The 27,000-nt window shown below is 62.6% G+C and carries 31 protein-coding genes; 22 read left to right on the top strand and 9 right to left on the bottom strand.

Features of this window, described 5'->3' with window-relative positions; translation table 11 throughout:
• Positions 1–13 precede the first annotated feature (13 nt).
• Positions 14–205, top strand: coding sequence for a hypothetical protein (locus UP10_RS33940; protein WP_044591552.1), 192 nt, complete (start codon positions 14–16; stop codon positions 203–205).
• 38 nt (positions 206–243) lie between these two features.
• The gene (locus UP10_RS33935) at positions 244–498 is read left to right on the top strand and encodes a hypothetical protein (protein WP_156180518.1); all 255 of its coding nucleotides are present in this window, start codon (positions 244–246) and stop codon (positions 496–498) included.
• Between the two features lie 59 nt (positions 499–557).
• On the opposite strand, the gene UP10_RS33930 is transcribed toward UP10_RS33935, so the two are convergent.
• The 5 genes from UP10_RS33930 to UP10_RS33910 form a co-directional block, all read right to left on the bottom strand.
• Positions 558–1,979: a lyase family protein gene (locus UP10_RS33930; protein WP_044591550.1), complete on the bottom strand. Its 1,422-nt coding sequence runs from the start codon at positions 1,977–1,979 to the stop codon at positions 558–560.
• 272 nt (positions 1,980–2,251) lie between these two features.
• Complete coding sequence (locus UP10_RS33925) at positions 2,252–2,845, bottom strand: TetR/AcrR family transcriptional regulator (RefSeq protein ID WP_044591549.1); 594 nt, start codon at positions 2,843–2,845, stop codon at positions 2,252–2,254.
• 3 nt (positions 2,846–2,848) lie between these two features.
• Positions 2,849–3,970, bottom strand: coding sequence for an aminotransferase class V-fold PLP-dependent enzyme (locus tag UP10_RS33920; RefSeq protein WP_156180516.1), 1,122 nt, complete (start codon positions 3,968–3,970; stop codon positions 2,849–2,851).
• A gap of 159 nt (positions 3,971–4,129) precedes the next feature.
• Entirely contained in the window at positions 4,130–5,275 is a 1,146-nt protein-coding gene (locus UP10_RS33915; RefSeq protein WP_044591548.1) for a DSD1 family PLP-dependent enzyme, read from the bottom strand.
• Positions 5,272–5,985 (bottom strand): VC0807 family protein, encoded by a 714-nt coding sequence (locus UP10_RS33910; RefSeq protein ID WP_044591547.1) that lies wholly within the window; start codon positions 5,983–5,985, stop codon positions 5,272–5,274. The genes UP10_RS33915 and UP10_RS33910 overlap by 4 nt, the downstream gene beginning before the upstream one ends.
• A 289-nt stretch (positions 5,986–6,274) precedes the next feature.
• Here UP10_RS33910 and UP10_RS45515 point away from each other — a divergent pair, with 289 nt between their 5' ends.
• The 9 genes from UP10_RS45515 (at position 6,275) to UP10_RS33870 (ending at position 15,594) form a co-directional block, all read left to right on the top strand.
• On the top strand, positions 6,275–6,412 hold the full coding sequence (locus tag UP10_RS45515) for a hypothetical protein (protein ID WP_197086965.1): 138 nt from the start codon (positions 6,275–6,277) through the stop codon (positions 6,410–6,412).
• Positions 6,413–6,751: 339 nt separating this feature from the next.
• Positions 6,752–8,041 carry an oxalate/formate MFS antiporter gene (gene oxlT, locus UP10_RS33905; protein WP_044591546.1) on the top strand — a complete coding sequence of 430 codons (1,290 nt, stop codon included), beginning with the start codon at positions 6,752–6,754 and terminating at the stop codon, positions 8,039–8,041.
• Between the two features lie 230 nt (positions 8,042–8,271).
• Positions 8,272–9,588: an oxalate/formate MFS antiporter gene (oxlT, locus tag UP10_RS33900; protein WP_044591545.1), complete on the top strand. Its 1,317-nt coding sequence runs from the start codon at positions 8,272–8,274 to the stop codon at positions 9,586–9,588.
• Positions 9,589–9,843: 255 nt separating this feature from the next.
• Complete coding sequence (locus tag UP10_RS33895) at positions 9,844–10,275, top strand: CBS domain-containing protein (protein ID WP_044591544.1); 432 nt, start codon at positions 9,844–9,846, stop codon at positions 10,273–10,275.
• A 155-nt stretch (positions 10,276–10,430) separates the two neighbouring features.
• A complete protein-coding gene (locus UP10_RS33890; RefSeq protein WP_044591543.1) occupies positions 10,431–11,519 on the top strand; it encodes a ketopantoate reductase family protein in 1,089 nt (362 codons plus the stop codon).
• 151 nt (positions 11,520–11,670) lie between these two features.
• A complete protein-coding gene (locus UP10_RS33885; protein WP_044591542.1) occupies positions 11,671–12,381 on the top strand; it encodes a hypothetical protein in 711 nt (236 codons plus the stop codon).
• A gap of 139 nt (positions 12,382–12,520) precedes the next feature.
• Positions 12,521–13,516 (top strand): NAD(P)H-dependent flavin oxidoreductase, encoded by a 996-nt coding sequence (locus UP10_RS33880; protein ID WP_044591541.1) that lies wholly within the window; start codon positions 12,521–12,523, stop codon positions 13,514–13,516.
• A gap of 65 nt (positions 13,517–13,581) precedes the next feature.
• Positions 13,582–14,580 carry an alpha/beta hydrolase family protein gene (locus UP10_RS33875; RefSeq protein ID WP_044591540.1) on the top strand — a complete coding sequence of 333 codons (999 nt, stop codon included), beginning with the start codon at positions 13,582–13,584 and terminating at the stop codon, positions 14,578–14,580.
• A 45-nt stretch (positions 14,581–14,625) separates the two neighbouring features.
• Positions 14,626–15,594 carry a zinc-binding dehydrogenase gene (locus UP10_RS33870; protein ID WP_044591539.1) on the top strand — a complete coding sequence of 323 codons (969 nt, stop codon included), beginning with the start codon at positions 14,626–14,628 and terminating at the stop codon, positions 15,592–15,594.
• Between the two features lie 49 nt (positions 15,595–15,643).
• On the opposite strand, the gene UP10_RS33865 is transcribed toward UP10_RS33870, so the two are convergent.
• A complete protein-coding gene (locus UP10_RS33865) occupies positions 15,644–16,642 on the bottom strand; it encodes an aldo/keto reductase (protein ID WP_082077397.1) in 999 nt (332 codons plus the stop codon).
• A gap of 190 nt (positions 16,643–16,832) precedes the next feature.
• On the opposite strand from UP10_RS33865, the gene UP10_RS33860 reads away from it, so the two are divergent.
• From UP10_RS33860 to UP10_RS33830, 7 genes are all read left to right on the top strand, one after another.
• Positions 16,833–17,189 carry a hypothetical protein gene (locus UP10_RS33860; RefSeq protein ID WP_044591537.1) on the top strand — a complete coding sequence of 119 codons (357 nt, stop codon included), beginning with the start codon at positions 16,833–16,835 and terminating at the stop codon, positions 17,187–17,189.
• Positions 17,190–17,237: 48 nt separating this feature from the next.
• Positions 17,238–18,614 (top strand): metallophosphoesterase family protein, encoded by a 1,377-nt coding sequence (locus tag UP10_RS33855; RefSeq protein WP_082077396.1) that lies wholly within the window; start codon positions 17,238–17,240, stop codon positions 18,612–18,614.
• A gap of 59 nt (positions 18,615–18,673) precedes the next feature.
• On the top strand, positions 18,674–18,946 hold the full coding sequence (locus tag UP10_RS46800) for a DUF6719 family protein (protein ID WP_502692335.1): 273 nt from the start codon (positions 18,674–18,676) through the stop codon (positions 18,944–18,946).
• A gap of 225 nt (positions 18,947–19,171) precedes the next feature.
• A complete protein-coding gene (locus UP10_RS33845) occupies positions 19,172–19,990 on the top strand; it encodes an N-acyl homoserine lactonase family protein (protein ID WP_050043926.1) in 819 nt (272 codons plus the stop codon).
• Between the two features lie 300 nt (positions 19,991–20,290).
• Positions 20,291–21,865 (top strand): L,D-transpeptidase, encoded by a 1,575-nt coding sequence (locus tag UP10_RS33840; protein ID WP_044591534.1) that lies wholly within the window; start codon positions 20,291–20,293, stop codon positions 21,863–21,865.
• 80 nt (positions 21,866–21,945) lie between these two features.
• Positions 21,946–22,500, top strand: a complete 555-nt coding sequence (locus tag UP10_RS45510) for a glycine-rich domain-containing protein (RefSeq protein WP_197086964.1) — start codon at positions 21,946–21,948, stop codon at positions 22,498–22,500.
• A 4-nt stretch (positions 22,501–22,504) separates the two neighbouring features.
• The gene (locus tag UP10_RS33830) at positions 22,505–23,335 is read left to right on the top strand and encodes a TIGR04222 domain-containing membrane protein (protein WP_044591581.1); all 831 of its coding nucleotides are present in this window, start codon (positions 22,505–22,507) and stop codon (positions 23,333–23,335) included.
• A 12-nt stretch (positions 23,336–23,347) separates the two neighbouring features.
• On the opposite strand, the gene UP10_RS33825 is transcribed toward UP10_RS33830, so the two are convergent.
• Both UP10_RS33825 and UP10_RS33820 read right to left on the bottom strand, forming a co-directional pair.
• Positions 23,348–23,530 carry a hypothetical protein gene (locus UP10_RS33825; RefSeq protein ID WP_044591532.1) on the bottom strand — a complete coding sequence of 61 codons (183 nt, stop codon included), beginning with the start codon at positions 23,528–23,530 and terminating at the stop codon, positions 23,348–23,350.
• Between the two features lie 120 nt (positions 23,531–23,650).
• A complete protein-coding gene (locus UP10_RS33820; RefSeq protein WP_044591531.1) occupies positions 23,651–23,839 on the bottom strand; it encodes a hypothetical protein in 189 nt (62 codons plus the stop codon).
• A gap of 512 nt (positions 23,840–24,351) precedes the next feature.
• Between UP10_RS33820 and UP10_RS43495 the strand changes: the two genes are divergently transcribed.
• Positions 24,352–24,546, top strand: coding sequence for a hypothetical protein (locus UP10_RS43495; protein ID WP_082077399.1), 195 nt, complete (start codon positions 24,352–24,354; stop codon positions 24,544–24,546).
• A 207-nt stretch (positions 24,547–24,753) separates the two neighbouring features.
• On the opposite strand, the gene UP10_RS33815 is transcribed toward UP10_RS43495, so the two are convergent.
• Positions 24,754–25,050, bottom strand: a complete 297-nt coding sequence (locus tag UP10_RS33815; protein ID WP_044539907.1) for an HU family DNA-binding protein — start codon at positions 25,048–25,050, stop codon at positions 24,754–24,756.
• A gap of 181 nt (positions 25,051–25,231) precedes the next feature.
• Here UP10_RS33815 and UP10_RS33810 point away from each other — a divergent pair, with 181 nt between their 5' ends.
• The 3 genes from UP10_RS33810 (at position 25,232) to UP10_RS33800 (ending at position 26,869) form a co-directional block, all read left to right on the top strand.
• Entirely contained in the window at positions 25,232–25,444 is a 213-nt protein-coding gene (locus tag UP10_RS33810) for a hypothetical protein (protein ID WP_156180512.1), read from the top strand.
• Between the two features lie 49 nt (positions 25,445–25,493).
• Complete coding sequence (locus tag UP10_RS33805; RefSeq protein WP_156180510.1) at positions 25,494–26,177, top strand: hypothetical protein; 684 nt, start codon at positions 25,494–25,496, stop codon at positions 26,175–26,177.
• Positions 26,178–26,383: 206 nt separating this feature from the next.
• Positions 26,384–26,869: a hypothetical protein gene (locus UP10_RS33800; RefSeq protein ID WP_044591528.1), complete on the top strand. Its 486-nt coding sequence runs from the start codon at positions 26,384–26,386 to the stop codon at positions 26,867–26,869.
• Positions 26,870–27,000 lie beyond the last annotated feature (131 nt).

Below are 27,000 nucleotides of genomic sequence, written 5' to 3'. Positions count from 1 at the left end.
AGCCGGCGAAGGGTTGCAGCGACCGCTGCGCAATTGGCAGCAGCCTCACCTCACCGGCACTGCCGTCGGCGTGGCAACGAGCAACGCCGACGATCTCAGCCCTCGCGCTTCGCCGTTTCAGGTCGCATCCATCACGATCCCGTCACGCGCCCGCGATGTAAAGTTTACCGAATTGGGGCTGAACTTTTTGCGCAAGGTGGCGTAGTCGTGCCGATGTTCAAAAACAAAAAACGGAGGACTACCATGCGACTTCTCATCCTCGCTTCCGCGGCCTCTCTCGTCGTCACCGGTGCTGCCATGGCAACCGAGTCGGTCCGCACCCCTCACCACGTCACGCACCACTACCACCACCACCTCGACACCAACGCGCCCGCTGCCGAGGGTGCTTTCCCCGCCGATGTCCTCAGTGCTCACGATTCGCACCTCGAGAACCTGCGCGAGTCCGGATACAATCCGTCCAAGGACTACGATGCCACTGGCAACATGAAGGCAAACTGATCCGACGCACCAAAGGAAAGCCGGGGTCGTAGCCCCGGTTTTCCTCGTTCGCGCGAGGCCTACCCCCCCTTGAGATAGGCCTCGGCACTCGCCGCGATCTCACGCGCCTTTGCTGCAGCGGCTCCAGTATACGTCTCCGGCTTGCCGAGCATGCTGATCGTCTCTGCCGGGATCTTGCTCCACACCTGATCCGCCGACTGCTGCGCAAGCGCCCATTGCGTCGCTTCAAGAAGCGAGACTCCTCCCTGTCCAGAACGTGGCATGGCGACGTGATTCACCAGCTCGTGAGCATCGCGTTCATAGCCGGCCATCTGGAGCGCGATGTAGATCGGCTCGGCCAGAATGGCATCGCCTTGGGCTGCGAAGTTTCGCTTGAGCGAGGCTTCGTCGACCGAGATCCGCGAGATGAACGGCTTGCCGCCGACTTCGCGCAGCAGGGTGTTGAGCTGATTGACCAGATTGACCACGATCGTCGGGAAATCCCGCGCGATCGGGCTGCCGACCAGGTCACGCTGGTGCTCACTGATCATCGTCGCCAGAACCTTGCCGAATTCGACTTGGTTCTTGATCCAGGTGCCCTCGAGGTTCTCGAAATTGATCGGGTTCCGCTTGTGAGCCATGGTTGACGATCCGACCTGTCCTTTCTCGAAGGGTTCGCCGAGTTCGGCAATCTCGGTCCGCATCAAATGCCGGCCGTCTCGACCAAACTGGCCGAAGGCGGCGGACAGCTTGACGCAGGCGAACAGGTAATCGGCCAGTGGCTCCGGCGAAAGGATCTGGGTGCTGATCGGCGCGGGTTTGAGACCGAGCTTTTCGAGCACACGCGCCTCAAAGGTCTTGTCGCCGCAGCGCGCCGCGATGCCCAGCCCCACTTGCGCGTTGTAGACGCCGACCGCGCCGGAGATTTTTCCCACCAGCTTGTCCGCGGCACTGTTGGCACTTTGGATGTTGGCGAGAATCCGGCTGAGGATCGTTGCAAGCCAGAAGCCGACCGTGATCGGCAACGCGTGCTGTCCGTGGGTTCGGCCGATCTGGGCGTGCTGCGCGAACAAATCGACCTGCTCGACGAAGTGACCGATCACCTTGTCGGTCAGCCGCTTGACCACCTCGTGTCCGCGCACGAACTGCAGAGCCCGGGCGGTGTCGAGCGCATCGTAGCTGGTGAGCGGAACATGTATCCAGCGCCGAAGTCCCGGGTCGACCTTGCTCTGGGCGATCCGGATCCAAGCGCGAATGTCGTGCTTGGTCACCGTGCGTTCCACATCATCCACTTCGCTTGTCGAAATGGCGAGCAGCTCCTGCTCAACAGCAGGCGTCAGTGATCCGATGTTGGCCTCGGGAATGATCCCGATGTCGGCCAACGTTTTCAACGTTGCGATTTCGACCTCGGCAATCGCCCGAAACAGATTGTCGTAGCCGAACACCGATTGCAGGTCCTTTGGCTGATACCGCGGGTTCCCGGGAAGTGAGAGATTTGCCATGACTTGCTCCTGGTCTGCATAAGGCAACGTCGCGCTGCGCGCCGCGATCGATCGCGCGTCGGATCAGCCCCCTCGCCGCTATCGGCGTTGCCATCTTCGCCTGCGACGTATTCCAGAATATCGCCCGCTGGGCAAACGCCGGATACCCGAAGGCGCGTGCCGGGAGCGCGTGCCCCAATGAGAAGGCGGCCATGAGCGACGAAAAGACGCCAGGTCACGCGAACTGCGCGACCAGCAGCCGCCCAGCCGCTCCTCCTCCCGTTGCGACTTCGCTAATCGGCTCGGGCTCGTTCATCATCAGCAATCAGGCTGAGAAAATGGCGCAACGCCTCGGTCGTTCGCTCGTGATCGCCGGTCGTCAGGAAATCCTGCAGCAGCCCCGCGATTGTTGCCCAGATCAGCGTCGTCCGCCCTGGCGGGTCGATCGAGGACCGGCCGGATAAAGCCTCCACGTTCCTGATCAGATTCAACCAGACCGACGTGCTCTCATTCCTCGCCTGAGTGGAAAAGCGCAGCTGGTCGTGCATCGCGAGGCCGTCGATCTCAAACAGAAGGCGGAAATATTTCTGATTGGGTTCGGCAGTCGCCCAACCCCAGAAGCGCGTCAGCGCAGCGTCAATGGAACGAGACGAGTCGGTTTGCGCCAACACTCTCAGTTCCCCGGCGATGCGGGCGCGCACCTGTGCCAGAGCTGCGGCCAGGAGATCTTCCTTGCTGCCGAAGTGGTAGATCAGGAGGCGAGCACTGGTGCCGACACGTTCCGCCAGCGGCCGCAGCGACAGGTCGGCGATCCCGTCCGCCAGAAGCACATCGACGATGGCCTCCAGGAGTTCCGTGCGCCGATCACCGGTTGGTTCGATGCTCATGTCTCAGCGCGGATCGCCCGCCCCTCGCTGTTGCCGCCCCATGGACGCGCAAAAATCGATGAGGCGATCGACCTCGGCTTCCAGGTTGAAATAGTGTGGCGACGCCCGCAGGAGATCGGGAAGCCCTCGGGCATCCGAATCGAGACGCGTGCTTGCGGGTGCTGAAGCGCCAATGACGATCTTCGCCTTCGCAGCCCCGTCCAGCACCTCGTGCACCGATCGACCTTCGATTGTGAAGCTGACGATGGCAGACTTGTCGGCGCCAAGATCATGCAGGGCGATCCCTTTCAGGCCGGATAGACCGACCCGCAGACGTTCGGCAAGCGTCCGGCAACGCATGGCGATCTCGTCGAGGCCGATCGCGAGCGCGTAGCGACAGGCCGCGCCCAACCCGATGCGGTCGACGTAATTGGCTTCCCAGGTCTCGAACCGACGCGCGTCCGGCCGCAGCGTATAGTCGCTCGTCGCAGTCCAGGGCGCGGCGAAGTGATCGATCATCGCGGGCTCGAGGCCGAGCGCCAGTTCGCGCCTGATATAGAGGAAGCCCGTCCCACGCGGTCCGCGCAGGAATTTTCGCCCGCTGGCGACCAGGATGTCGCACTGAATGGCCTTGACGTCGACCGGCATCTGCCCAACCGCCTGGCAGGCGTCCAGCAAATAAAGCACCCCTGCCTGACGCGCGATCCTTCCAATCGCCGCGGCGGGGTTGGTCAAGCCTCCATTGGTCGGGACCCAGGTGATCGCGATCAGCTTGACCCGCTCGTCGATCATGGCACGCAGCGCCTCGGGGTCGGTGGCCCCGAAAGCGTCGCTCGGAATGACCTCGACGACGACGCCACGACGCCTGCTCATCTGGAGGAACGCGACATAGTTGGCGGCATACTCGGCGCGGCCTGTCAGGATGCGGTCGCCGGGCTGCCAATCGAGCGCATAGAACGCTCGCTGCCAGCCGACGGTGGCGCTCTCCACAAGCGCGATCTCGTCCCGGTCGGCATTCACCAGCTCGGCAACGGTGGCGTAGACGCTGTCGATCCGCGCGTGTTCGCGATCAGCGGCCCCATACCCGCCGATCGCCTGCTCGAGGCGCAAATGTTCGACCATCGCATCCACGACGGGATCCGGCATCAATGATGCACCCGCGCTGAGCAAGAACGTTTGCCGCTCCAGCGCGGGCGTCTCCGCCTGATCCTATTGATGTCCATCACCCGGCTCGCTCGTTGACGTCGACGCTGTGCAGCTTGCGGATCCTACCATCGAGAACGGTGGGCCGCGAGCTAGAGCTAGCTAGCGAGACCGGCCCCGCGCGGCGACCGGCCACATCGCACACAAGGTGTCGGCTTCGACCACGTGATAGGTGTCGTAAAGGTTGACGGTGGGGTCGCAGTGCGGAACGCCGAAGGTGACCAGGCTTGAGAGCGGCAGGTTGACGCCTGAAGGGAGCAACAGGGCGCCGTGCTCGTCTCCCATGAAACGGTAGGTGGATCCCTTGGGTGCGCCGGCCAGGACAGACGGCGCGCCCGCGTCGGTCGAGAAGGCCTTGAAGCCGGCATCCACCGTGACCAATCCGGGGCTGTTGGCGCTGACCACGCGCGCGTCCACCATCAGCGACGTCTCGAACGGCGACGGTCCGCCGTCGCCTGCGAGGTCACAGTCCAGATATTCGCGATCCATGAACACGTAGGAACCAACCTGCAACTCGGTGAACAAGCCGAGCTCGGCATCGATGCGATGGGTCCCGGTGCCGCCGCCGGTGATCACGGACGGGCGGGCGTCGGCTGTGGCGAGCGTCTCGACGATCTCGGCGATGAATGCGTTGCGTTCGACGATGGCCTGACGGCGCGCTGCGAAGCTCTCGATGTGTTGCTGAGCGCCGCAGTAGCACTGCACGCCGGCGAAGCGCAGGAAAGGTTCGCGCCGGATCGCCTCCAGCAGCCGAAGCGCCGCCGCCGGGCTGCCGACGCCAGTGCGGCGAATGCCGGGATCGATATCGATCATCACGCCGAGCGGACGCCCGGACGCCCTTGCCGCCTCGCCGAGCGCCTCGACATTGGCTGGATGGTCGACGACACAGCTTAAATCCTCTGTGCGCAGGTTCAGGGCGACCAGCCGTTGCAGCGCCGGCAGCGGCACTACGGGCGAAGTGAGATGCAGACCACTGGTCAGGCCATGCTCCGCCATGACTTCGGCTTCGCCGATCTTGGCACAGCACAGTCCGATGGCACCTGCCTCGATCTGTAACCGCGCGATGTGTGGGCTCTTGTGCGTCTTGACGTGAGGACGCAGCGCCAGTCCGGAGGTGGCGGCGAATTCGGCCATACGTGCGATGTTTGTCTTCAGCGCGGCAAGGTCGAGGATCAGGGCCGGCGTATTCAGCACCTGGCGAGAGCCGGGCCGACCCATCAGCAGGCGATGCAACTCTTCGTCGGTCATGGCGCTACTCCGCTGTGGCTGATGAGTTCGACATCTTCGGCAGGCCGCTGCCGCAGTCGCGACCGCCCATAGAGCATGCTCCAGGTCACCAGCACACTGTCACTGGCGAGGTCCCAGAGTGGCGAGAGCAGCAGATAATCCTTGGTGGCGAAATTGGCGGCCAAGAGATAGGCCCCCGCCGCCTTGATCAGGAGTGCGAAGGTCCACCCCAGCGTGAGCGTCTGGTAGGTCTTCAGCGCAGCCGGACGGGTCGCAGCGGCATCGAAAGCATCGCGCTTGGCCGGATCGTTGCCAGTCTGCAATTGACGCGACATCTGCAGCACCAATGGTTTGGTAGTGGCCAGCGAGGCCAGGAACAGCGCCGCCAGGAACACATTCTCCATCGAACGCCCGATCAGAGCCTGTTGCTCGGAATGAGCCAGAGCCAGGGCGGCGATGCGGACGACCGTGTTCTCCGCTGCGAACAGCCCCAGAAAGTCGATCGCCCTGAGTTTGATGATGCCGTAGGCGAGCCAGATGATCGGCGGCGTACCCGACAGGGCCAGCGGCGCCAGACTCATGGCCGCAAAGTGCGGCGCCGCCACGCTGTAGATGACCGCGGGCGCGATCATGTTGATCACCACGCTCTTGAGCAGCGCCTTGATGGCGACACGGCTGGATAAAGCGTGCCCACCCTTGGCAGCCCCCTTGGCCGACGGAATAGATTGCATGACGAGCGCCTCCTGACGGCTCGCGGTATCGGCGCGAGCTGGTTATATGTAACACTTGTTACATGAAACGCTTGTTACACGCAAGTGCGATACGAACCGGCCGAGCTCTGCAGCGGTTCTACGGCGGAAACGAAGCCTTCTGGCATGCCAATCAGGTTCGATTGCTGCATTGCACTCTCGTTCATGCTGCCATGCAAACAAGCCCGTTGTTCGTGGCATCTGGTATACATAAATTGCCCCCAGATGATGAGCCGGCCCGTCGCCGGCCTCCAGGATAAGGGGACACCAAATGTCCAAGACCACCGCACTCGCGCTCGCTCCGTCGGCCACCCTGTTCGGCCGGCTGCTCGCCTCGATCGACCGCCTGCTGATGAAGAGCGCGGAGATCTCCAACCGCAACGGCGACCTGCCGCGCGTCGGCCTCTGACGTCACCAAGGCGCGAGCAATCATCGCGTTTCGTTTCCTGCCCGCGCGTGATGTCTGCGCCAACGCGCCCCACGGTTTTCCGGATCATGCCTTGAGAGTCTTGCGCGCTACAGCCGGGCTTTCGTTACGAAACACAATCTAAAATTGAACCTTCGACCAATGGCCCCGAATTTCCGGGGCCATTTTTTTCGCCTTGAACTAGTCTTCCGACGCGGCCGTCCAAGCTCTGCGGCAAAAACGCACGCGGCCCCGCGCCGCGTTGAATCTTGGCATATCGGATACCAACCTGACCGGCGCGCGCCAAAACAGAATGACGATAAGCGCGCGTTGGGAGGAGCAATGTCGGAAATGGTTCAGGCAAGTACGGCCGCTACAGCCGCACGTGTCAGCGACACCTATCGCTGGACACAACTTGCGATCGGCGTCGCCGCAATGGTGATGATCGCAAACTATCAATACGGCTGGACGTTCTTCGTCCCCGACATCCAGAAGACATTCGGATGGGATCGCGCCTCGATCCAGTGGGCCTTCACGCTGTTCGTGCTGTTCGAGACCTGGCTGGTGCCGGTCGAAGGCTGGTTCGTCGACAAATACGGCCCGCGCGTCGTCGTGCTAATCGGCGGCATCCTCTGCGCTGTCGGCTGGGCGATCAACGCCCAGGCGACCACGCTCAACGGCTACTATCTCGGCATGATCGTCGCAGGCATTGGCGCCGGCGGCGTCTACGGCACCTGCGTCGGCAATGCGCTGAAGTGGTTTCCCGACAAACGCGGTCTCGCCGCCGGGATCACCGCGGCCGGCTTCGGTGCGGGTTCGGCACTGACCGTCGCGCCGATCCAGGCGATGATCAAGGACTCCGGCTTCCAGGCCACCTTCCTTACCTTCGGTCTCGGCCAGGGCATCGTTATCGTGCTCCTCGCCTTCTTTCTGCTCGCGCCGAAAGCGGGACAGGTGCCGCAGATGGTGCAGAACCCCAATCTGGTCCAGACCCGGCGCAACTATCAGCCGACCGAAGTGCTGCGGCAGCCTATTTTCTGGCTGATGTACATCATGTTCGTGATCGTCGGCGCCGGCGGCCTGATGGTGACGGCAAACCTGAAGCCGATCGCCGTCGACTGGAAGGTCGACGCCATTCCGGTGACGCTGGTCGGCATCACCATGACGGCGGTGACGTTCGCCGCGACCATCGACCGGATCCTCAACGGCCTGACGCGTCCGTTCTTCGGCTGGATCTCCGACATGATCGGCCGCGAGAACACGATGTTCATCGCGTTCGGGATGGAGGGCCTCGGCATCTGGGCGCTCTACATGCTCGGCCACGATCCGGTATGGTTCGTGATCCTGTCCGGCTTCGTGTTCTTTGCCTGGGGCGAGATCTATTCGCTGTTCCCCTCGACCTGCACCGACACGTTCGGCGCCAAGTTCGCGACCACGAATGCGGGCCTGCTGTACACCGCGAAAGGCACCGCGGCGCTATTGGTGCCGATCGCGAACTACATGCAGCAGTCGTCGGGCCATTGGGACAACGTGTTCATCATCGCTGCCGGCGCCAACATCCTGGCCTCGGTGCTTGCCATCGCGGTGCTCAAACCCTGGCGAAAGATCGTGGTGGCGAAGTCGATGGCGTAAGCAATCGCCCAACCGTCCTGACGACGAAGCGCCCGGCTAACTGCCGGGCGTTTTGCTTTCCCGCATCGTGAGAAACAACGTCCTGGATGCCAATTATGCTGCAACGCAACCGAAGGATGGGCTTGCTTTCTGGAATAAAGTATACCAGCATCCAAACAATGGTTGTGATGATACGTCACACCAATTGCGTCACTCGGTCACAAGAGCAAGAACGCGTTCGGGAGGATTTGATGGTGTCCAGCAACGCTGCCGTCACACAAGCACAACCTTCGTCGAGTGGTTTCCGCTGGCTCCAGCTCGGGATGGGCATCGTCTGCATGGCGATGATCGCGAACCTGCAATACGGCTGGACGCTGTTCGTCGACCCGATCGACGGCGCGCATCACTGGGGCCGCGCCGCAATCCAGCTCGCCTTCACGATCTTTGTCGTGACCGAGACCTGGCTGGTGCCGGTCGAAGCCTGGTTCGTCGACAAATACGGCCCGCGCATCGTCATCATGTTCGGCGGCATCATGATCGCGCTGTCCTGGGTGCTGAACTCCTACGCCGACTCGCTGACCCTGCTCTACGTCGCTGCCGTGGTCGGCGGCATGGGTGCGGGTGCTGTGTACGGCACCTGTGTCGGCAATGCGCTGAAATGGTTTCCCGATCGCCGCGGCCTCGCCGCCGGCGCCACCGCGGCCGGCTTCGGCGCCGGCGCCGCGCTGACCGTGTGGCCGATCTCGATCATGATCGCTTCGAGCGGCTATCAGAGCGCATTCTTCGATTTCGGCATCGGCCAGGGCCTGATCGTGTTCCTGCTCGCCTTCTTCATCCAGAAGCCTGATGTCGCGATGCCGGCGAAGAAGAAGCAGCTCAATCTGCCGCAGACCAAGATCGACTTCACGCCGCCGCAGGTGCTGCGCAGCCCGATCTTCTGGACCATGTATCTGGTGTTCGTGATGGTCGCTGCCGGCGGCCTGATGACGGCGGCGCAGATCGCGCCGATCGCGCACGACTACAAGATCGCCAACACGCCGGTCTCGCTCGCCGGCTTCCAGATGGCGGCACTGACGTTTGCGATTTCGCTCGACCGCATCTTCGATGGCTTCGGACGTCCGTTCTTCGGCTGGGTCTCCGACCAGATCGGCCGCGAGCACACCATGTTCATCGCGTTCGGCACCGGTGCGCTGATGCTGCTGACGCTCTCGACCTGGGGCCATATTCCGCTGGTGTTCGTGCTCTCGACGGCGGTCTATTTCGGCGTCTTCGGCGAGATCTACTCGCTGTTTCCGGCGACCTGCGGCGACACCTTCGGGTCGAAGTACGCGACCACCAACAACGGCATGCTCTACACCGCGAAGGGCACCGCCTCGCTGCTGGTGCCGGCCGCCAGCATCGTCGCGGCCAGCTATGGCTGGCAGGCGGTGTTCGTGATCGCGGTCGCGCTAAATGCAACTGCGGCGCTGATGGCGCTGTTCGTGATCAAGCCGATGCGGCGCGCCTTCATCCTCGGCAGCGAGGCCGCCGCCGAAGCCGCAACTGCGACGAACGCCAAGACGGCCTGATCCCAATCCGTCTCGCTGGACCGCAAGAGGCGCACTTCGGTGCGCCTCTTCTTTTTGCCCCGCCACAGGCATGCCAGATACAAGAAGACAGACGACTGAGGCCCTCAGCACCGTGCCCCGCCTCCGGAGAGTCCATAAACATCAGTAATCCTGTCTATTTACAGCGATTATTTGGTCGTAACTTCGTCCGCGTCGTGTTGACAATTGGTATTATGTATACCAGACTAGCGCCACCAACAACCCAAGGAGGTCGCCATGCAAGTCGGAGATATCCTGCGCAAGAAAACCGCCCGCGTCGCAACCGTTCGCATGAACGAGACCGTGGCGATCGCCGCGCAACTGATGCGCTCGAGCAATATCAGCGCGCTCGTGGTCAAGGATGTCGTTCGCACCGAGGGCAACACCCCCGTCGGCATGTTCACCGAGCGCGACGTGGTGCGCGCGATCGCCCAGCACGGCGCGGCCGGCGCCAACATGCGGGTGTCGCAATTCGTATCCGTGCAGCAGCTGGTGTCCTGCAATTCGACCGACACGATCGAGCATATCCGTCATCTCATGAACAAGCACCACATCCGCCACGTGCCAGTGATCGACAATTACAGCCTGATCGGCGTCGTCAGCATGCGCGACATCTCGGCGGCGTTCGACGAGGAAGCAACCGGCTCCGCCACGGTGTTCGCAGCCTGACCGGCCACTTCTGATATCGCCGACAGCCCGGGAATTGCACGCCCGAGGACGCGGCGTCACACCGCAATGTCTGACTTAACGCCTGTCGCAAGACAGGCGATCGCAAATCTGCGCCGGGGTCGTGCGCGCCGGAAACATCATCTTTGGGAGGTCGCATGGCGCGGAACATTCTGATCCTTGGAGCCTCGTACGGCTCATTGCTGGCGACAAAGCTCTTGATGGCGGGTCACAACGCCACCCTGGTTTGCCGGAAGCAGACGGCAGACCTTATCAATCGCGACGGTACTGAAGTTCGTATCAAGCTGCGCGATGAGGCGACCCATCGGCCGATCTTCTCGCGCGACCTGCCCGGGATCCTGGACGCGGTCGAGCCCGCCGATGTCGATCCTTCGCGCTATGATCTGGTCGGCCTTGCGATGCAGGAACCGCAATACGCCGACCATGCGATCAAGGCCTTGATGAAAGAGATCGCCAAGGCGAAGCTGCCTTGCCTGTCGATCATGAACATGCCGCCTTTGCCCTATCTCAAGCGGATCCCCACGCTTGCGAAGATGGATCTGGAGGAGGCCTATACCAACGCCGCGGTATGGGAACGGTTCGAGCCGGGCCTGGTGTCGCTCTGCTCTCCTGATCCGCAGGCCTTCCGTCCACCTGAAGAGGCGGCGAACGTTCTTCATGTTGGCCTGCCGACAAATTTCAAAGCCGCGCCATTTGCGGACGCGAAACATAATCTACTGCTTCGGGAGCTCGAAGCCGACATCGATGCGGTGAAGCTGGATGGCCAGGACGTTCCGGTGAAGCTCAGGGTGTTCGATTCGATGTTCGTCCCGCTGGCCAAATGGTCGATGCTGCTGACGGGGAATTACCGCTGCATCACGCCGCGAGAGCCGCAATCGATCCGCGACGCAGTGCACGGCGATATCAATCTCTCGCAGTCGATCTACGGCCATGTCGACGCCATCGCCCAGCGTCTCGGCGCCGATCCCGCCGATCAGGTGCCGTTCGAGAAATACGCCAAAGCGGCGGAAAGCCTGCTCAAGCCCTCGTCGGCGGCCCGGGCGGTCGCGGGTGGCGCGCCGACCATCGAGCGCGTCGACCTGCTGGTGAAGCTGATCTCGCATCAGCTTGGTGTCCCCAACGCCGACATCGACCGTACGGTGCAGATCGTCAATCAGAAACTGAAGCAGAGCATCGTGGCGGACGTTTCAGGCGCGCCGGAAGGCGTTGCACTTGCAGCGACGTAGAGCCCGTCGATTCAGATTGAATCGGAGGGGAGCTCGCGTCTTCGTCGCGATCGATGGCAGCGGCGAACCATAGGCGTGAACTGGTTCTTGCCGTCGGCACCTGCTAGCTTGATGGCCAAGCGAATTCGCGCGGCTGGCATCACCCTGTTTCATGCGCATCATCCTCGGCCTTCTCTCCGGTCTGATCGGCATGCTGGCCGGCTGGTTCGGGCTTGCCTTTCTGGTGGTCGCGCTCGCGGGGCCGGACCGCGACGGCGGCACCGCCATGGGCGCCTTCTTCAATATCGGACCGATCGGCGCTGTGGTGGGCTTCATCGCCGGCGTGTGGCTATTCACTGGAATCGGCATCGTCAAAAGCGTGCCCTCCGCGGCGCCGTCCGGCAACGCCACCACGCCACCGACGCGCATCTCACGCCCCTTCGCGGTTGCGCTTCTTGTTCTCGCCGGAGGGCTCGGGTGGTGGGCGTGGTACGAGCTGATCCGCTCGCCCTACCTCACGCATGGCGACATGACGCTCGACCTGCAGTTCCGGCTGCCGCCGGACATGGCCCTGCCGCCTTCGAAAGAGGATGTGCATATCGATGTCACCGAAGGCGGCCGCAGATATGCGCCCATCAGCGTGAGCGATAGCTGGCACGGCCATGATGGCAACCGCCAGGTCGTCCTCGCGAAGGCGTCGTTGTCATACAAGGCGAGCCAACGCGTCGTCAGCCTGGCCCTGCCCGGCATCGACGAAGTCACCTGGCGGGTCGATCTCGGCAGCGATCCCGAACCCACGCAGGGCTACACGGCCTGGCGCCCGTCGAGCGGCAACTCCGCCTTGAAGATCGAGATGAACTTCCGCCTGCGCGCCGACCGCTGAAGATCCCCGCATTTCCGCATGGGCGCGCCGCCCCCGCAGGATAGACTTTTGCCGGCCCGAGCGGCATCCTCCGTGCGAACAGCAACCGTGCGCGGCTTGTCCCGCGACACGGAAAATTCGAGCGGGAACCGAGGGCAGAATGATCACAACACGCTTCACCGAGATGTTCGGCGTTGACCACCCGATCGTGCAGGGCGGCATGCAATGGGTTGGGCGCGCGGAGCTGGTCGCCGCCGTCGCCAATGCCGGTGCGCTCGGCATGATCACGGCGCTGACCCAGCCGACGCCGGATGATCTGCGCAAGGAGATCGCGCGCTGCCGCGACCTCACCGACAAGCCGTTCGGCGTCAACCTCACCATCCTGCCCTCGATCAAGCCGCCGCCTTACGCCGAATATCGCCAGGCCATCATCGAGAGCGGCATCAAGATCGTCGAGACCGCCGGCAACAAGCCGCAGGAGCATGTCGACGAGTTCAAGAAGAATGGCGTCAAGGTCGTGCATAAATGCACCAGCGTCCGCCACGCACTGTCAGCCGAGCGGATGGGCGTCGATGCGATCTCGATCGACGGCTTCGAATGCGCGGGACATCCAGGCGAGGACGACACGCCCGGTCTGATCCTGATCCCGGCCGCCGCCGACAAGGTGAAGATCCCGATGATTGCATCCGGCGGCTTCGGCGATGCCCGCGGCCTGGTCGCAGCGCTTGCGCTCGGCGCCGACGGCATCAACATGGGCACCCGCTTCATGTGCACCAGGGAAAGCCCGATCCATCAGCTCGTGAAGGAGAAGATCGTCGCCAATGACGAGCGCGAGACTGAATTGATCTTCCGCACCATGCGCAACACCTCGCGCGTCGCCAGGAATGCGATCTCGACCAAGGTCGTCCAGATGGAGAAGGAGGGCGCCAAGTTTGAGGACGTCCGCGAACTCGTCGCCGGCGCCCGCGGCAAGATGGTCTACGTATCAGGCGATGCCGACGAGGGCATCTGGTCGGCCGGTCAGGTGCAGGGCCTGATCCACGACATTCCGACCTGTGGCGAACTGATCTCGCGCATCATGCACGAGGCGGAGGCGATCATCCGCGAGCGGCTCGAAGGCATGATGTCGGGCGGCAAGCGCCAGGCCGCGGAATAGGCGGCCAGCGGCATCGCGGCGGCAGCCGGCCTCGCGATGCCGGCGATCCTCTGACGGGAGTTAGCATGCGTCTCTTCACGTCAGCCGTTGCGGCCGCGCTCTGTTTGTCGGCCACGTTGGCCCATGCAGCCGGCCTTCGGCTGATCAAGGTGCAGACCGAGGGAGCCCCGCCGCCGATGCAGATCGCGGTGTGGTCGCCCTGCGCTGCACCGGCAGGCGAGGTGCAACTGCGCACCTCGACCCTCCCCGGAACGACGGATTGCGCTGTCGTGGGCGAGAAGCTGCCGCTCATCGTGGTGTCGCATGGTTATGGCGGAAGCTTCACCGGGCATCACGACACCGCCGAGACGCTTGCGGATGCCGGCTTTGTCGTGGTCGCGGTCAATCATCCCGTCGATACCGGCGCCGGCGACATGACCCGGGCGGATACGCTTGCGGTGCTGGTCGAGCGCTCCGCCGACATCAAACGCGCGATCGACTACATGCTCGACGCATGGTCGGACCGCGCCAGGCTCGATCCCGACAAAATCGGCTTCTTCGGCTTCTCACGCGGCGGCTACACCGGCCTCGTCGTCGCCGGTGCCAATCCTGATATCAGCAAGGCCACCACGTTCTGCTCGGTGTTCGATCGCAAGCCGAGTTGCGGAGAACTGCAACGGAAGGAGATCCCGACCGGGACGCCCGTCCATGACCCTCGCGTCAAGGCCATGGTCATCGCCGATCCGGCGTTCGGTCCGTTGTTCGATCGGAACGGATTGAAGGATGTGAAGATACCGACCGAGCTCTGGGCCTCGGAACTCAGCGGCGAAGACGGAATCAGCGAGATCAATCCCGACCAGGTCGCGGCGATCTACAACGACCTACCGGTCAAGGCGGACATTCATATTGTCCGCAATGCCGGACATTTTGACTTCCTGTCGCCCTGCTCTGCGGATATGGCAAAGCGCCTGCCGAAATTTTGCACGGACCGGCCGGGCTTCGACCGCGTCGCTTTCCACAAGGAGTGGGACGCTGACATTCTGGCCTTCTTTCGCAAGCAGCTCGTGGACGCCCATCAGCCGTAACGTCCCGTCGAACACGCATCGGCCAACAAGAGTAGAGCAAAGCCTATGAAAGCTTACGTGTACGGAGCCAACGGCCCTGAAATCGCCGAGGTCGCAAAACCGCAGCCGAAGGGCACCCAGGTGCTGGTCAAGGTTCATGCCTGCGGGCTGAACCGCGCCGACCTCGGCATGACCAAGGGTCATGTCCACGGCGCGGCCGGCGGCGTCGGCACCGTGCTCGGCATGGAGTGGGCCGGCGAGGTTGCCGAGCTCGGCCCCGATGCCAAAGGTGTCAAGGTCGGTGACAAGATCATGGGCTCCGGCGGCGCGGCGTTTGCCGAGTACACGCTGGCCGATCACGGCCGATTGTTCCGCGCGCCCTCGAACATGAACTTCGACGAGGCCGCAACGCTTCCCGTCGCGCTCGCCACCATGCACAACGCCGTCGTCACCAATGGCGCGTTGCAGGCCGGCCAAACCGTGCTGGTCCAGGGCGCCAGCTCCGGCGTCGGCTTGATGGCGATGCAAATCGCAAAACTGAAGGGCGCAAAGCTCGTCATGGGGTCCTCGACGGATGCGATGCGCCGCGGACGGCTGACCGAGTTCGGTGCCGATCTCGCGGTCGACTCCTCCGATCCCGGCTGGGTCGATCAGGTGCTGAAGGCAACCGACGGCAAGGGCGTCGATTTGATCGTCGACCAGGTCTCCGGCAAGGTCGCCAACCAGAACCTGGCGGCGACAAAGGTCAAGGGCCGCATCGTCAATGTCGGCCGGCTCGGCGGCACCCATGCCGACTTCAATTTTGATCTCCACGCAGCGCGCCGGATTCAATATATCGGCGTCACCTTCCGCACTCGCTCGATCGAAGAGATCCGCGAGATCTTCGATGAGGTGCGGAAAGATATCTGGCCGGCGGTCGAAGCGCGAAAACTGCAGCTGCCGATCGACAAGGTCTACAAATTCGACGACATCGGCGCGGCGTTCGCGCACATGGAAGCCAACAAGCACCTGGGCAAGATCGTGGTGACGCTGTAACCGACGTCGTAGGGTGGGTGGAGCGTAGCGATACCCATCATTAGCGCGATCACCGCGCTTCGCCGGAGAATCCCTGCCCCAATGCAGACAGACGCTCGAGCGCGGCTTGCGGCAACGGGCCCTTCTCGACCGCGGCGAGCGCGTCGTCGAACTGCTGCGGCGTCGCCATGCCGACCAGGATCGTGCCCATCGCCGGGTGAGACAGCGCAAACCGCGTCGCGGCTTCGGTGAGGCTGCTCGCGAACCCCGCCTCGATCAACGGCATCAGACGGCGCGCGCGCTCGACATCGACCTCGTAGCTCTTTGCCGAACCGATCGGCTCGGGCGCCGGCCCCGCAATCGGATGACGCTCGGCCGTTCCCGACAGCGCGCCGCCGGCCAGCACGCGGATGCCCACGACACCAACGCCGGCAGCGTTGGTGTGATCGAACAATCGCCGATAATCCTGCGCCGGATAGTTTTGCGGCAATGCCTCCGCAGCGGATGGATTGAGCATGTTGTAGACGATTTGCGCGCTGTCGAAGACGCCGGCATCGATCACCTGCCGCAGTGCCGCCGTATCGCCGACACCAGTCATGCCGAGGAAACGAATCTTGCCCTGCTGACGCAGCCGTTCGAACGCCGGGACCACATCGTCCAGCACCTGCCGGACGCTCAGCGCCGATCCGCCGCCGTTTTCGGTGATCGGATTGTGCAGATGAAAGATATCGACCCGGTCGAGACCTAAACGCGCCAGGCTGCCTTCGAGTGAACTCGTCACGGTATCAGCAACGTTGCCAAACTCGCTCGGCGGCAAACGGACCTTGGTGCCGACGACCACATTGGCCGGCTTCAGCTTCTGCAAAACGCGGCCAAGGTTCCTTTCGGACTCGCCATTGCCGTACTGCACCGCGGTGTCGAAGTAGTTGACGCCGGCGGCGATCGCCCGCGCGATGGTGCGCTCCTGCTCGGCGGGATCGCCGCGCACCATGAATCCGCCCACCGCCCCGCAGCCGAAGCCGAGGACCGAGAGCTGCATTCCGGTGCGCCCAAAGACTCGCAGCTGCATCGCAGTTCCTCCGACCGACCGCGAGTATGCGCTACCAACTCGGCGCTCACCACCGATATCGGACGACGCCCTTGCCGGCGTAGCTCGACGCGATGCGTCCAACAAAGTCACAGGTAGTAATATTGTAATGGACAACCTTTGTGCGATCGTCTAGCTTTCCGTCCCCGCGGCTTCGTACTGGGCAGGGGTCATGCCATTCGGGTCAGAAGGCGTTGAAGCAGGGCTGGGGCTTGCGCTGTCGGGAGGCGGCTTCCGCGCCACCCTCTTCCACATCGGCTCGTGCTGGCGGCTGATCGAGTTGGGCATCGCAAAAGATCCAACCACGAAAAGCTATCAAGATCTCGTCGTCGCCCCTCTGCGGGAGTTCTGCGGCATGCATATCGGCACACTTCGCACGCGTCTGAATCCATTCGACGACACAGAACAGGAGCAGCTGATCAATTGGGGATGCGCGCTCTGCGACGCCGCCATACGAAAGCACGCGCGCCAAATCGTCAAGACGCAAGCCAAGCCAACATGGCCATGCCCGGGTCACCCGTTAGGATAACCGATACATTCATAGATATTTTCATTCATAGCATTGGGAGATTTTCAGATGGGTAAGAAAGCAATAGCACGCGCCCGCAAGACTCCTGTCCGCAAAACTCGGATCGCTCCGAGCCAGGCGCCCAGCACACGCCCGTTGGCTCCACCTATCGGCGGCGAGCCGGAATTTGCTCAGCCGGAGCCGACCTCGGCTCCCGGCAAATTTCGCACGCCCCATAAGTCCGACGCGGAAGCGTACAGCATCCTCGACGAGCTAAAGAAAAATCACGAGATCAAACCATCAGCTTTTCCGCGAGCTCGTGGCGGTGACGAGCCTGTCCTGACCTTGGAGCAGATCTGGGGATCGGAAGGAAAATCCCTCGCACGAAGGGTCATTCAAAGCCGTCAGATCATCTTTCACTCGGTCGGGGACACCGGAAATACCCGGAGCGTCAAGCCGCAAGAGGCGGTCGCGGACAAGATGGAAGCCGATTTCCTTGAGGAGCAAGTTGGCGACAAGCCAATTTTCTTCCTCCACCTCGGTGACGTGGTCTACAGTTTTGGCGAGAAAGAATACTACTACGATCAATTCTATGAACCGTACCGAAACTACCCGGCACCGATCATCGCAATCGCCGGAAACCACGACGGGATGGTTGCGCCCAATACAAATGCGATCACACTTGATGCCTTTCTGAGCAATTTTTGCACGCCCGGTTTCAAGAACGCTCTCGAAGCGGGTGGCCTCGACCGAACCACCATGATTCAGCCCGGCGTCTACTACACGTTCGAGGCGCCTTACGTGCGTATCCTCTGCCTCTACAGCAACACGCTCGAGGACCCCGGGATCATTTCGACGGAGGAGGGACATTTTCCGCAAGTCACGGACGTGCAGTTGACCTATCTGCGGGCCGCGCTGACCCGGATCAAATCCGAGAATTTCAAGGGAGCGGTCATTGTCGCAATCCATCATCCGATTTTCACACACGGATCGGGCCATGGTGGAAGTCCGAATGTCATGAAGCAGATGGACAAGATCTGCCAGGACGTCGGAATTTGGCCGCATGCCGTTCTCTCCGGGCACGCCCACAATTACCAGCGCTTTACCCGAAGGATGGCCGACCGGGAGATACCCTACATCATTGGCGGAAACGGCGGACACGCGACGTCGCGATTGCGTCGAAAGCAGGATGGCGGGGTCTTGCGCGTGCCAACGGAACTACCGCAACTGGCCCAGGGCCGAGATACGGTCGTTTTCGAAAATTACGATGACCAGAACTACGGCTATCTGCGCGTATTTGTGGATGAACAGCAGTTGCGGGTCGAGTACCATCCCGCATCGGACGGGCGACATGTGAAGGCCCCGGACGACCACGTGACGGTCGATCTCAGCTCTCACAAACTGGTTGCCTTCGACACTCCGCACGCCAGGCGCAGCCGCTCATAGCGGACTGCGACGAACCGGAGCAGGATACGATCTCCGAACCTCGCCATACAGGTGAGAACATGGGAATGCTTGCTACCGGGATCGTCGCTCTCGGTATTTCACTTGCTGCCGGCGGCGTCTGCCGTGCGCAATTTGAGGCTCCAGGCCGGCTCGGCCACGCTCCTGTTGTCAACGAGGAGCCTCCCGAAGGCAAGATGGCGCCGGGAATGGTGTTGCTGGTCGACGACGGCAGCTGCGGCAAAGGCAGGGTCAAGCAAGTGACCGGCGGTGAGATAGCCGGGTTCGACGCCAGACCGCGGACCAGAAGATGCATCCCGAGGCCCACGAGGTGACCGGCGGCCATCACCGTCGGCGACGTCTGGTTCAATCGACGGCGCCGATCGTGACATCGCGGTCCCGGGAATACGCAATGTCGAACGGTGTTACTTCATCCTGACGCACTTGTTACGAGGTGTCCGATCAACGGACATTCGCTCCCCTTCACGCCCGTGTATTCTGCGGGCGTTGCCCGTCGCCACACCGCGAAGCCAGCCACAGTGCAATTCAGGAACGAGAAAATGAATCGAGCAATGATGATACTTGCGGCCGGCGCCAGTCTGCTGGCCGGCATGGCAGCGCCTGCCAAAGCGGCGCCGGAGGTGTCGCTGGCCCGCATCGATTGCGGCACGCCACAGGCACCGACATCAGTCAATGAACGTTTCTCGGATACCTTTGCCTATGGTGATCTCAAGATTCAGTTCGTCTTCAGCTGCTACCTCATCAAACACGGCGACGACTACATGCTGTGGGATACCGGCCATGCGATGACGGCACCCAACGTCGCGCCGAAGGTGAGCCTGGTCGATACCCTCGCCAGGATCGACCTCAAACCCGATCAGATCAAATATGTCGGCATCAGCCACTATCATGCCGATCACACCGGCCAGATCGCCTCGTTTCCGAAGGCAACCCTGCTGATCGGCGCCAGGGAGTGGGACGCGATCTCCAGCCCCAAGCCGCCCGAAGGCGCGAACTTCAAGCCGTTCGAAAGCTGGATCAAGGGCGAGAGCAAGGTCGAGCCGGTCCCCACCGACAAGGACGTGTTCGGTGACGGCAGCGTGATCATGCTGCGCACGCCCGGCCACACGGCGGGCCATTCCAGCCTGCTGGTCAAACTGCCGCAGATGGGCCCTGTCATCATTACCGGCGACGCGGTCCACTTCCACGAGAACTGGGATTCCGACGGCGTGCCATGGTTCAACTACGATCGCGCCCAGACGGTGGCTTCGATCGAGCGCCTGAAGAAAATCGCGGCGAATCTGAAGGCGACGGTCATCATCCAGCACGATGCCCGCGACATCGACAAATTGCCGGTATTTCCTGCGTTCGCGAAATAGTGACTGCCGACCAAACGGGATGGCGCGGCCCGGTTTCGGGGCGGTGCTCAAGAACAGCCGGCGGGATGAACCCGCCGGCTGCTTCGCGCGACCGAAGCCTGGGGTCAGTTTCAGTCGCCCGCTGCTCTTCCTCCGGCGCGGGCTGTCGTATAATGAAAGAATCACTGCCGGAACGTGCCGATGGTTCCCTTTGGGAACGAATTGGCCGCGCCGATGGTAGTGGCGGTTCATTAATCCGAAAGCCGCAATCTGACACGTGATCGACGCAGGCGCGGACGGGCATTTCAACCGAGGCATGGCATGGCAATTCGATTGACGACGGCGCAATCCACCGTCGCGACGCGGCATTGGGGCTTTCCCACGGTTGTGACGCTGGCGGCGATGGCCGCGCTGACGGCGCTGGCCACCCCCGCCGCGGCGAAACAGCCCCGCCCCGCGGCCCCCGTCGAGGCGACGGCACCGCGCCAGGCCGGTGATCCGATCATGGCGATCGTGTCGATCAAGACCCAGCAGGTCACCTTCTACGACGCCGATGGCTGGATCCTGCGCGCGCCGGTGTCGACCGGCATCAAGGGACGCGAGACCCCGGCCGGGGTCTTTGCCCTCCTCGAGAAAGACAAGGACCACCACTCGACCCTCTATGATGATGCCTGGATGCCGAACATGCAGCGCATCACCTGGAACGGCGTCGCGCTGCATGGCGGGCCGCTGCCCGGATATGCGGCCTCGCATGGCTGCGTGCGGATGCCCTATGGTTTTGCCGAGAACCTGTTTGACAAGACTGCGATCGGGATGCGGGTGATCATCGCGCCTGGTGACGCGGCCCCGGTCGAGTTCTCCCACCCCGCGCTGTTCGTGCCGAACAAGGAGGCCATCGCGGCCGCGCCGGCCAAGGCCGAGACGCTGGCCCGCGAGGCGGCCGAGGCAGCCAAGGCGGTCGACGAGACCAAGAAAGCCGCAGCGACCACCGCGCGCGACACGGCATCGCTGACCGCGTCGCTGCGCAAGCTGAAGGCGCTCAAGACCCGCGCCGACGCCGAGCTCGCTTACGCCGACAAGGTGCTCACCGCCGCGAAGACGGACGAGGCCAAGGCGCGGGCCGATGACCTCAAGCAAAAGGCCGCCGCCAAGGCCGCGGACCTCGGGACCCAGCTCGACACCGCCGATGCGGACGCGAAATCCAAACTCGACGCCGCGGCGAGCGCCAAGGACGCCGCCAAGGCGGCCGCGACCAAGAAAACCGACACCGCCAAGGCGGCGAGCGAAGCCAAGCTCGCACTCGAGCCGGTCTCGGTTTACATCAGCCGGGCGACGCAGAAACTTTACGTCCGCCGCAACACCCATAAGCCGTGGCCTGATGGCGGCGAGGTGTTCGATGCGAGCATCGAGGTCCCGGTCACGATCCGTGATCCCGAGAAACCGATCGGCACGCACATCTTCACGGCGGTGGCGCGCAACGATTCGGGCCTGCGCTGGACCGCTGTCACGATCGACAGCGGCGACGACGCCAAGGACGCGCTCGACCGCATCACCATCCCGCAGGATCTGCTGGATCGGATCGCGCCGACCGCAGCGCCGCGATCCTCGATCGTCGTCTCGGACGAGCCGCTGAGCAGCGAGACCAACTATCGCACCGAGTTCGTCGCGGTCCTGAGCAACCAGCCCCAGGGCGGCTTCATCACGCGCAAGCCGACGCCACGTCCGGTCGACGAAGTCCCCGTTGCCAGCAACGACGGCTTCGGATTCGGCTTCTTCCATTTCCAGCCCGATCCGCCCCCCCAACCCGTCAACACGCGCCGGCGCGGCGGCCAGTACTATCAGCCGGCGCAACCGGCGCAGCAGGGCTGGCAACCGGCGCAGGGCTGGAACTGGTAAGACGCAAGGCGGGCCGCCGTGCGTGGCGGTCCTGCCGATCCCATGCTATCCTTGCTTCGAGCGATCCTTTGGAGCTTTCGTTGCAACGGGCGCAGTTCAAAATCGACGTCCAGTCGGATGACCCGATCTGGACACAGGCGCGGCAGGAGCTGTGGCGGCGCGTCGAGCAGCATGATTTCGAGCCCGACACACCGCTGAATTTTACCCGCCGACTCGCGCGCGACCATGGCTGGAGTCTCGAGGACGCCCGCGCCGCCGTCGATGCCTATCGCCGCTTCTGCTTTCTCGCAATCGTCTCGCCGACGCCGGTCACGCCAAGCGAGGTCGTCGACGAGGTCTGGCACCAGCATCTGATCTATTCACGCGACTATTGGCTGATCTGGTGCGGAGAGACCTTGCAGGCGCGGCTGCACCACGATCCCACACCCGGCGGCCCCGAGGCCCAGATGACCTATCGTCGGCAGTATGCCGAAACGCTGGCACTGCACGAGCGCGCCTTCGGGCCGCCGAGCCCGGAGCTCTGGCCGGCGACGCATCTGCGCTTCGCACGGCCGCGATATCACATCACGGACCGGAGCCGCTGGCTTGTCATGCCAAAGCCCATTGCATGGATCCGCAGTCGATTCAGGAGGTGAATTGATGCCATGGAATCCGCTCGACTGGACGGCCGGCCCCTTCCTTGCCCTCTATGTGACCATTGCAATCATCCTCTTCGCGTGGGGCTTCAGCTTGAGGTCGATGATCGGGCCGGCCGCGCAGGCGAGCCGCCGATTGAGCCCGTTGGAATTGGCTTACCTCGCCGGCGGTGAACGCCGCCTCGGCGACGCGGTCCTGCTCGGCCTTACATCGGGGCATGGCGCTACTATCAACCCGAGGGATCACGCGATCACCGTCACCGACCAATCGCCGCTGACGGCCCTGCTAGGCCGCTCGCCCGCTCTGTCGGTCTGGCCCAACATGACGCGACGGCAGTTCCAGACGGCAGTCAAGCCAATCGTCGGGCGGATTCACGGGCGCCTGCAAGAGTTGGGTTATTGCCCGACCGGTGCTCAGATGGCGGCCTTCCGCATGACCGTCCTGCCCTTCATCGGTCTCCTCCTGGGGCTTGGTATCACCAAGGCCATTGTCGGCGCAGAACGGCATCATCCAATCGAAATTCTGCTGGTCCTGCTCACCCTCACAACAATCGGCGGCATTGTCCTGGCGTGGCGTTGCAGGCGGACGCGTGCCGGCAACGACGTTCTGCGGTCGTCTCAGGCCTCCCATGCGCGGGCCTCGCGCGCGCCGCTCGATCACGAACTGCTGCTTGCCGTCGCGCTCTCAGGCGCGGTCGTCCTGTCCGGCACCGCCTACGTGTCGGTCTACGCCGCCTCGCGGACAATGAGCAGCTCTGGCGGCAGCGGTTGCGGTGCTGGCGGCGGCGGTTGCGGCGGTGGTGGTGGGGGCGGCGGTTGCGGCGGATGCAGCTGAAGGGGGCGCTTATTATTTCCGGCTGATCGAGAGCAGCGCGAACAGGGCCGAATCCCCCTCCGCTTGAGCGGCTTGCCGCGTCACCTCATAACCTGCCGCTATTTCGACGATCCCCTCCGAGACGTTCCATTTCCACCGGGCCTGACCGGATTGCGACACGGCGACTTCAAGAAGGCGGATCGCGGGCTCGGCCATGGCGGCTCCATGCTGCTGAATTTGCAGCTTAGCCACGAAACCCCGGCACCGGCGTTTCAGCGGCTGCTTCTCAAGACCCGTTCCGATGGAATCGGAACGGGGCTCTCGATTCGTCGTCGCTCAAGCGACCCGCTTCTTGACGGGTACTGGTGGTGGATTGATTTCGGCGATTTTGCGAAGGCAGTCGGTTTCGGAGTCATGCGGGCCGGAGACGAAGGTCCCGGAGACCTTGGTCGAGTACCAGCCGGAGATGACGCCAAGGCGGGATGCCTCTTCGGTCTTGACATGACGGGGCGACAGATTTTGCATCAGGTGCTTTCGGTTGGGCCGTTCCGATTCTGCGTCGAACCGGCCGGATGAAGTTCAGTCGTTCTGGCTACGCCGCTCCAGATCCGGCTTCGAAGCCCGACGTCGGCCCGCAGGCGACAGATATCGGTGGCGATTTGCGCGGCCATGGCCGGGACGCTTGTCGAGGTCGATCGGAGGGCCCTCAACGCGGTGCGGCGGCCGGAAGCTCGCGATCGATGCCCTCGATGCGGAACGGGTGTCTGAAATGTCCCGTGTCCCGTCGCGGGTGCATGGACAATCCGCAGCGCAACGCATCTGCGCGACAACCCATTAAATTGTCCGGCCATCGGCGCACCGTGCGCGCTTTCGCGGCAACTAGCTATGGTTTTCTCATGCGCATACGCATTTGATCAAGCAGGGCAGCCAAAGCCTTGTTTTCGGCGGCTTCGTAGCCACTTCCGAAACAGACCCGTTGCAGAATGCATGTCGACGAAGAATCGTCGCGGCTTCAAGATGTGGACGGAAATAGCCTCATGACCAATGATCCATCCCCGACCTTAAGTCCCAGTGAGTTTGATTCCCTGCGCGAGATCAGCAAGGGCGACGCGCAGCGCGAGATCCCGCAGGTTCACTGGGAACGACTTGTCGGCATGGGCTATGCCTTAAGACGGCTCGGCGAGCTTGGCTTGACCGCATCAGGAACACGTCGTCTCGCGGCGGGCAAATAGCCGCTCCCGCCTTTGCGTGCTCATGACGGCTTTGGGTCCAAGACGGAAGTCAACAACGTAGCCCGGATGCGCGGAGCAATATCCGGGAGCCTGTAGCCCGCATACCGCGGAGCCTGCCATCGGGCGCGCGTTCGCGCGCCCCGTTGGCTGATGCGGGCGACAAGCTCGCCGAATTATGTCCGGCTGACAGTTTGCACTTGCGCCTTATCAAACGGCGTCCTTGGCAACCTTCAACGGTGACGCCTTCACCGACTTGCTGGCCGGCTTGGCCGCGAACTCCATCGGCTCCTTCGTAAACGGGTTGACGCCGCTGCGGGCCTCGGTCGCGGGCTTGTTCACCACCGACATTTTGACGAAGCCGGGAATGACGAACTCGCCGGATTCATTCAGCTCCTTGTAGCCGACGATCGCCATCTGCTCGATGACGGTCTTTACGTCTCCCTTGGAAAGCTGCGTTGCTTCCGCGATTGCGTCAATCAACTGGTTCTTGGTCATCTTGGCCATGTTGGTTTCCTTATGTGAGCGAAGCGCACGGGCGGCGCCGGGTGTGACGCCCCGGTTCCAAATGCCACCGCGATGCGCGTCTCGTCCGTGTCGGATGATCCTGGGGTCACCGGGCTTAAAACCTATCGAGGCCAAAAGCGCAAGGATTAGCTCGATTCTGTGCATAACACCCGGGACACCATTGTCGACGCTGCCGGGCGCCTTTGTGGCCTTGTCCGCCACGATTCCGCCGGCCGACCCCGCCGTGCTTGCTCTCCGGTCGAAAACTCAAATCAGCGAAGATGAACAAGTGCGGCCAGTTTACATCAATCTAAAGGTGTATGAGAGGATTTTCGCCCGCGAAAATATTGACGAAGATTCTGCGCCGGATGCGAACTGCCTCACGTCGGAATGAGTGGACTAATGATTGGTTACTACCTTAGATTAATTAATGGAGAACCCACGTGGTAGATACTTCTCAGCTTTACAAGAACTTTGCTCATGTCAATTCACTCATCCATCAAACGCTGCCGGGCGGCTTCGGCATGGGCGGCAGCAGCCGGTATCAGCACGCCATCCAATCCTGGGCCGTCACCGGGAAATCAGCCGACGACATGTGGTACTCCTACTACATGGTCGAAATCGACAGCATCCTGTTCACGTCCGTGGACGGTACGTTCAAGCTGCACGAGTACAATTACGACTGCCGTCTCGTCGATGCCAATGGGCAGATCGTACCATTGACCGAACTGGTCGCGGTCACGCCCGATACCACGCAGGGGTCGACCTCGTACACCACGTCGATGAGCGAGTCGTTCTCGGCGAGCGGCGGCTTCTTCGGCGCTGACCCGACCGCGACCATCGGCGGGTCAGTGACGTTCGGACACAGCGTGACGCGGAGCGTGCCCGACATCGGCATCAATAACCGGAGCATCACCAGCGACGGGCAAAACGCGTCCTGGACGCTTCAGGTCGCGGGCGAGGCACCCGCCCAGCATGCGTCGATGGAGTTCACCGCGCAAATGTTGTTCCGCGTTCCGACCAAACCCGGCCCGCAACCCAACTATGGCGTGAAGCTCGAGTTCAATTCGCAGGTGTTCGACGACGACGAAACGGCACCGGCTATCACGACCGGACTTGCGCGTTGATGATGCCGCAGCTCGGGACCACCAAGCTGGTGGAATGGGGCGACCGCGGCATGTACTGCGTACTGAAGCCGGAAATCATCAAGCTGGTCACCCCGGTCGTGCCGTAACGCACGCGGTCGCCACAGCCGGCCTGCGCCGCCTCTCACGATTCCGCGCAGGCCCGGCCGGAGAACCCCGTAACCCGACAGCCATGGCAGGAGCCAGCAATGGAAACCGAAACCGAAAAAGCAATGAAGGAAATACTCGACTTTGTGAAAACGTCGCCTAACGAGATCGCCAAGATAGCACTCTTGTATCTCGAACCCAAAGAGCAAAACGTCATCCTCGCCGGGTTCGAACAGCTCGAGAAAGAGAGGGCACTAACAACCCAAGAACAATCGGCGAAGGGATTTTTGCGGGACAAGGTCCTGGAAGACGTCAGGAAGCTGGTCGCGGAGTTTGCGGCGGAACACGGTTTGAATATCGAGGCTCCGCTTCCCCCACTGATCGAAATTGACGCTTTGGGCCTCGGCGAAGAAATGAAAGCCGCGCTGGAGGCCAAACAGGACGACGACAATCCGCCCGACCTCGGAGATGGCGGCCATCAGAATGGCGACGGGCCGAACGGCGGCGACAACAATGCCGGCGATTTGAACGGTCCCGACGACGATCACAAGGAGGGGACGGACATGGCGGGAGCGCACGCCCGCTAGCGAAGGATAGACAGAGCATGGTCCGAGCGTCTGACGGCATGGCGGCCCGCGTCACTCTGACCCGACGAGCAACTCGGCAAACATTTCTAGCGCGTAGGATGGGTGGAGCGTAGCGATACCCATCGACTGCG

This window comes from Bradyrhizobium sp. LTSPM299 (assembly GCF_000938235.1).
Classification (GTDB): Bacteria; Pseudomonadota; Alphaproteobacteria; order Rhizobiales; family Xanthobacteraceae; genus Bradyrhizobium.
The sequence above is the reverse complement of the archived record's forward strand: the minus strand, read 5'-3'. Positions and strand labels throughout refer to the sequence as shown.

Bases quoted from the DNA above. Each gene is read 5' to 3' on its own strand.
- UP10_RS33935 (WP_156180518.1), top strand. From the start codon at position 244: ATGCGACTTCTCATCCTCGCTTCCGCGGCCTCTCTCGTCGTCACCGGT.
- UP10_RS33930 (WP_044591550.1), bottom strand. From the start codon at position 1,979: ATGGCAAATCTCTCACTTCCCGGGAACCCGCGGTATCAGCCAAAGGAC.
- UP10_RS33925 (WP_044591549.1), bottom strand. From the start codon at position 2,845: ATGAGCATCGAACCAACCGGTGATCGGCGCACGGAACTCCTGGAGGCC.
- UP10_RS33920 (WP_156180516.1), bottom strand. From the start codon at position 3,970: ATGCCGGATCCCGTCGTGGATGCGATGGTCGAACATTTGCGCCTCGAG.
- UP10_RS33915 (WP_044591548.1), bottom strand. From the start codon at position 5,275: ATGACCGACGAAGAGTTGCATCGCCTGCTGATGGGTCGGCCCGGCTCT.
- UP10_RS33910 (WP_044591547.1), bottom strand. From the start codon at position 5,985: ATGCAATCTATTCCGTCGGCCAAGGGGGCTGCCAAGGGTGGGCACGCT.
- UP10_RS45515 (WP_197086965.1), top strand. From the start codon at position 6,275: ATGTCCAAGACCACCGCACTCGCGCTCGCTCCGTCGGCCACCCTGTTC.
- oxlT (WP_044591546.1), top strand. From the start codon at position 6,752: ATGTCGGAAATGGTTCAGGCAAGTACGGCCGCTACAGCCGCACGTGTC.
- oxlT (WP_044591545.1), top strand. From the start codon at position 8,272: ATGGTGTCCAGCAACGCTGCCGTCACACAAGCACAACCTTCGTCGAGT.
- UP10_RS33895 (WP_044591544.1), top strand. From the start codon at position 9,844: ATGCAAGTCGGAGATATCCTGCGCAAGAAAACCGCCCGCGTCGCAACC.
- UP10_RS33890 (WP_044591543.1), top strand. From the start codon at position 10,431: ATGGCGCGGAACATTCTGATCCTTGGAGCCTCGTACGGCTCATTGCTG.
- UP10_RS33885 (WP_044591542.1), top strand. From the start codon at position 11,671: ATGCGCATCATCCTCGGCCTTCTCTCCGGTCTGATCGGCATGCTGGCC.
- UP10_RS33880 (WP_044591541.1), top strand. From the start codon at position 12,521: ATGATCACAACACGCTTCACCGAGATGTTCGGCGTTGACCACCCGATC.
- UP10_RS33875 (WP_044591540.1), top strand. From the start codon at position 13,582: ATGCGTCTCTTCACGTCAGCCGTTGCGGCCGCGCTCTGTTTGTCGGCC.
- UP10_RS33870 (WP_044591539.1), top strand. From the start codon at position 14,626: ATGAAAGCTTACGTGTACGGAGCCAACGGCCCTGAAATCGCCGAGGTC.
- UP10_RS33865 (WP_082077397.1), bottom strand. From the start codon at position 16,642: ATGCAGCTGCGAGTCTTTGGGCGCACCGGAATGCAGCTCTCGGTCCTC.
- UP10_RS33860 (WP_044591537.1), top strand. From the start codon at position 16,833: ATGCCATTCGGGTCAGAAGGCGTTGAAGCAGGGCTGGGGCTTGCGCTG.
- UP10_RS33855 (WP_082077396.1), top strand. From the start codon at position 17,238: ATGGGTAAGAAAGCAATAGCACGCGCCCGCAAGACTCCTGTCCGCAAA.
- UP10_RS46800 (WP_502692335.1), top strand. From the start codon at position 18,674: ATGGGAATGCTTGCTACCGGGATCGTCGCTCTCGGTATTTCACTTGCT.
- UP10_RS33845 (WP_050043926.1), top strand. From the start codon at position 19,172: ATGAATCGAGCAATGATGATACTTGCGGCCGGCGCCAGTCTGCTGGCC.
- UP10_RS33840 (WP_044591534.1), top strand. From the start codon at position 20,291: ATGGCAATTCGATTGACGACGGCGCAATCCACCGTCGCGACGCGGCAT.
- UP10_RS33830 (WP_044591581.1), top strand. From the start codon at position 22,505: ATGCCATGGAATCCGCTCGACTGGACGGCCGGCCCCTTCCTTGCCCTC.
- UP10_RS33825 (WP_044591532.1), bottom strand. From the start codon at position 23,530: ATGGCCGAGCCCGCGATCCGCCTTCTTGAAGTCGCCGTGTCGCAATCC.
- UP10_RS33820 (WP_044591531.1), bottom strand. From the start codon at position 23,839: ATGCAAAATCTGTCGCCCCGTCATGTCAAGACCGAAGAGGCATCCCGC.
- UP10_RS43495 (WP_082077399.1), top strand. From the start codon at position 24,352: ATGACCAATGATCCATCCCCGACCTTAAGTCCCAGTGAGTTTGATTCC.
- UP10_RS33815 (WP_044539907.1), bottom strand. From the start codon at position 25,050: ATGGCCAAGATGACCAAGAACCAGTTGATTGACGCAATCGCGGAAGCA.
- UP10_RS33800 (WP_044591528.1), top strand. From the start codon at position 26,384: ATGGAAACCGAAACCGAAAAAGCAATGAAGGAAATACTCGACTTTGTG.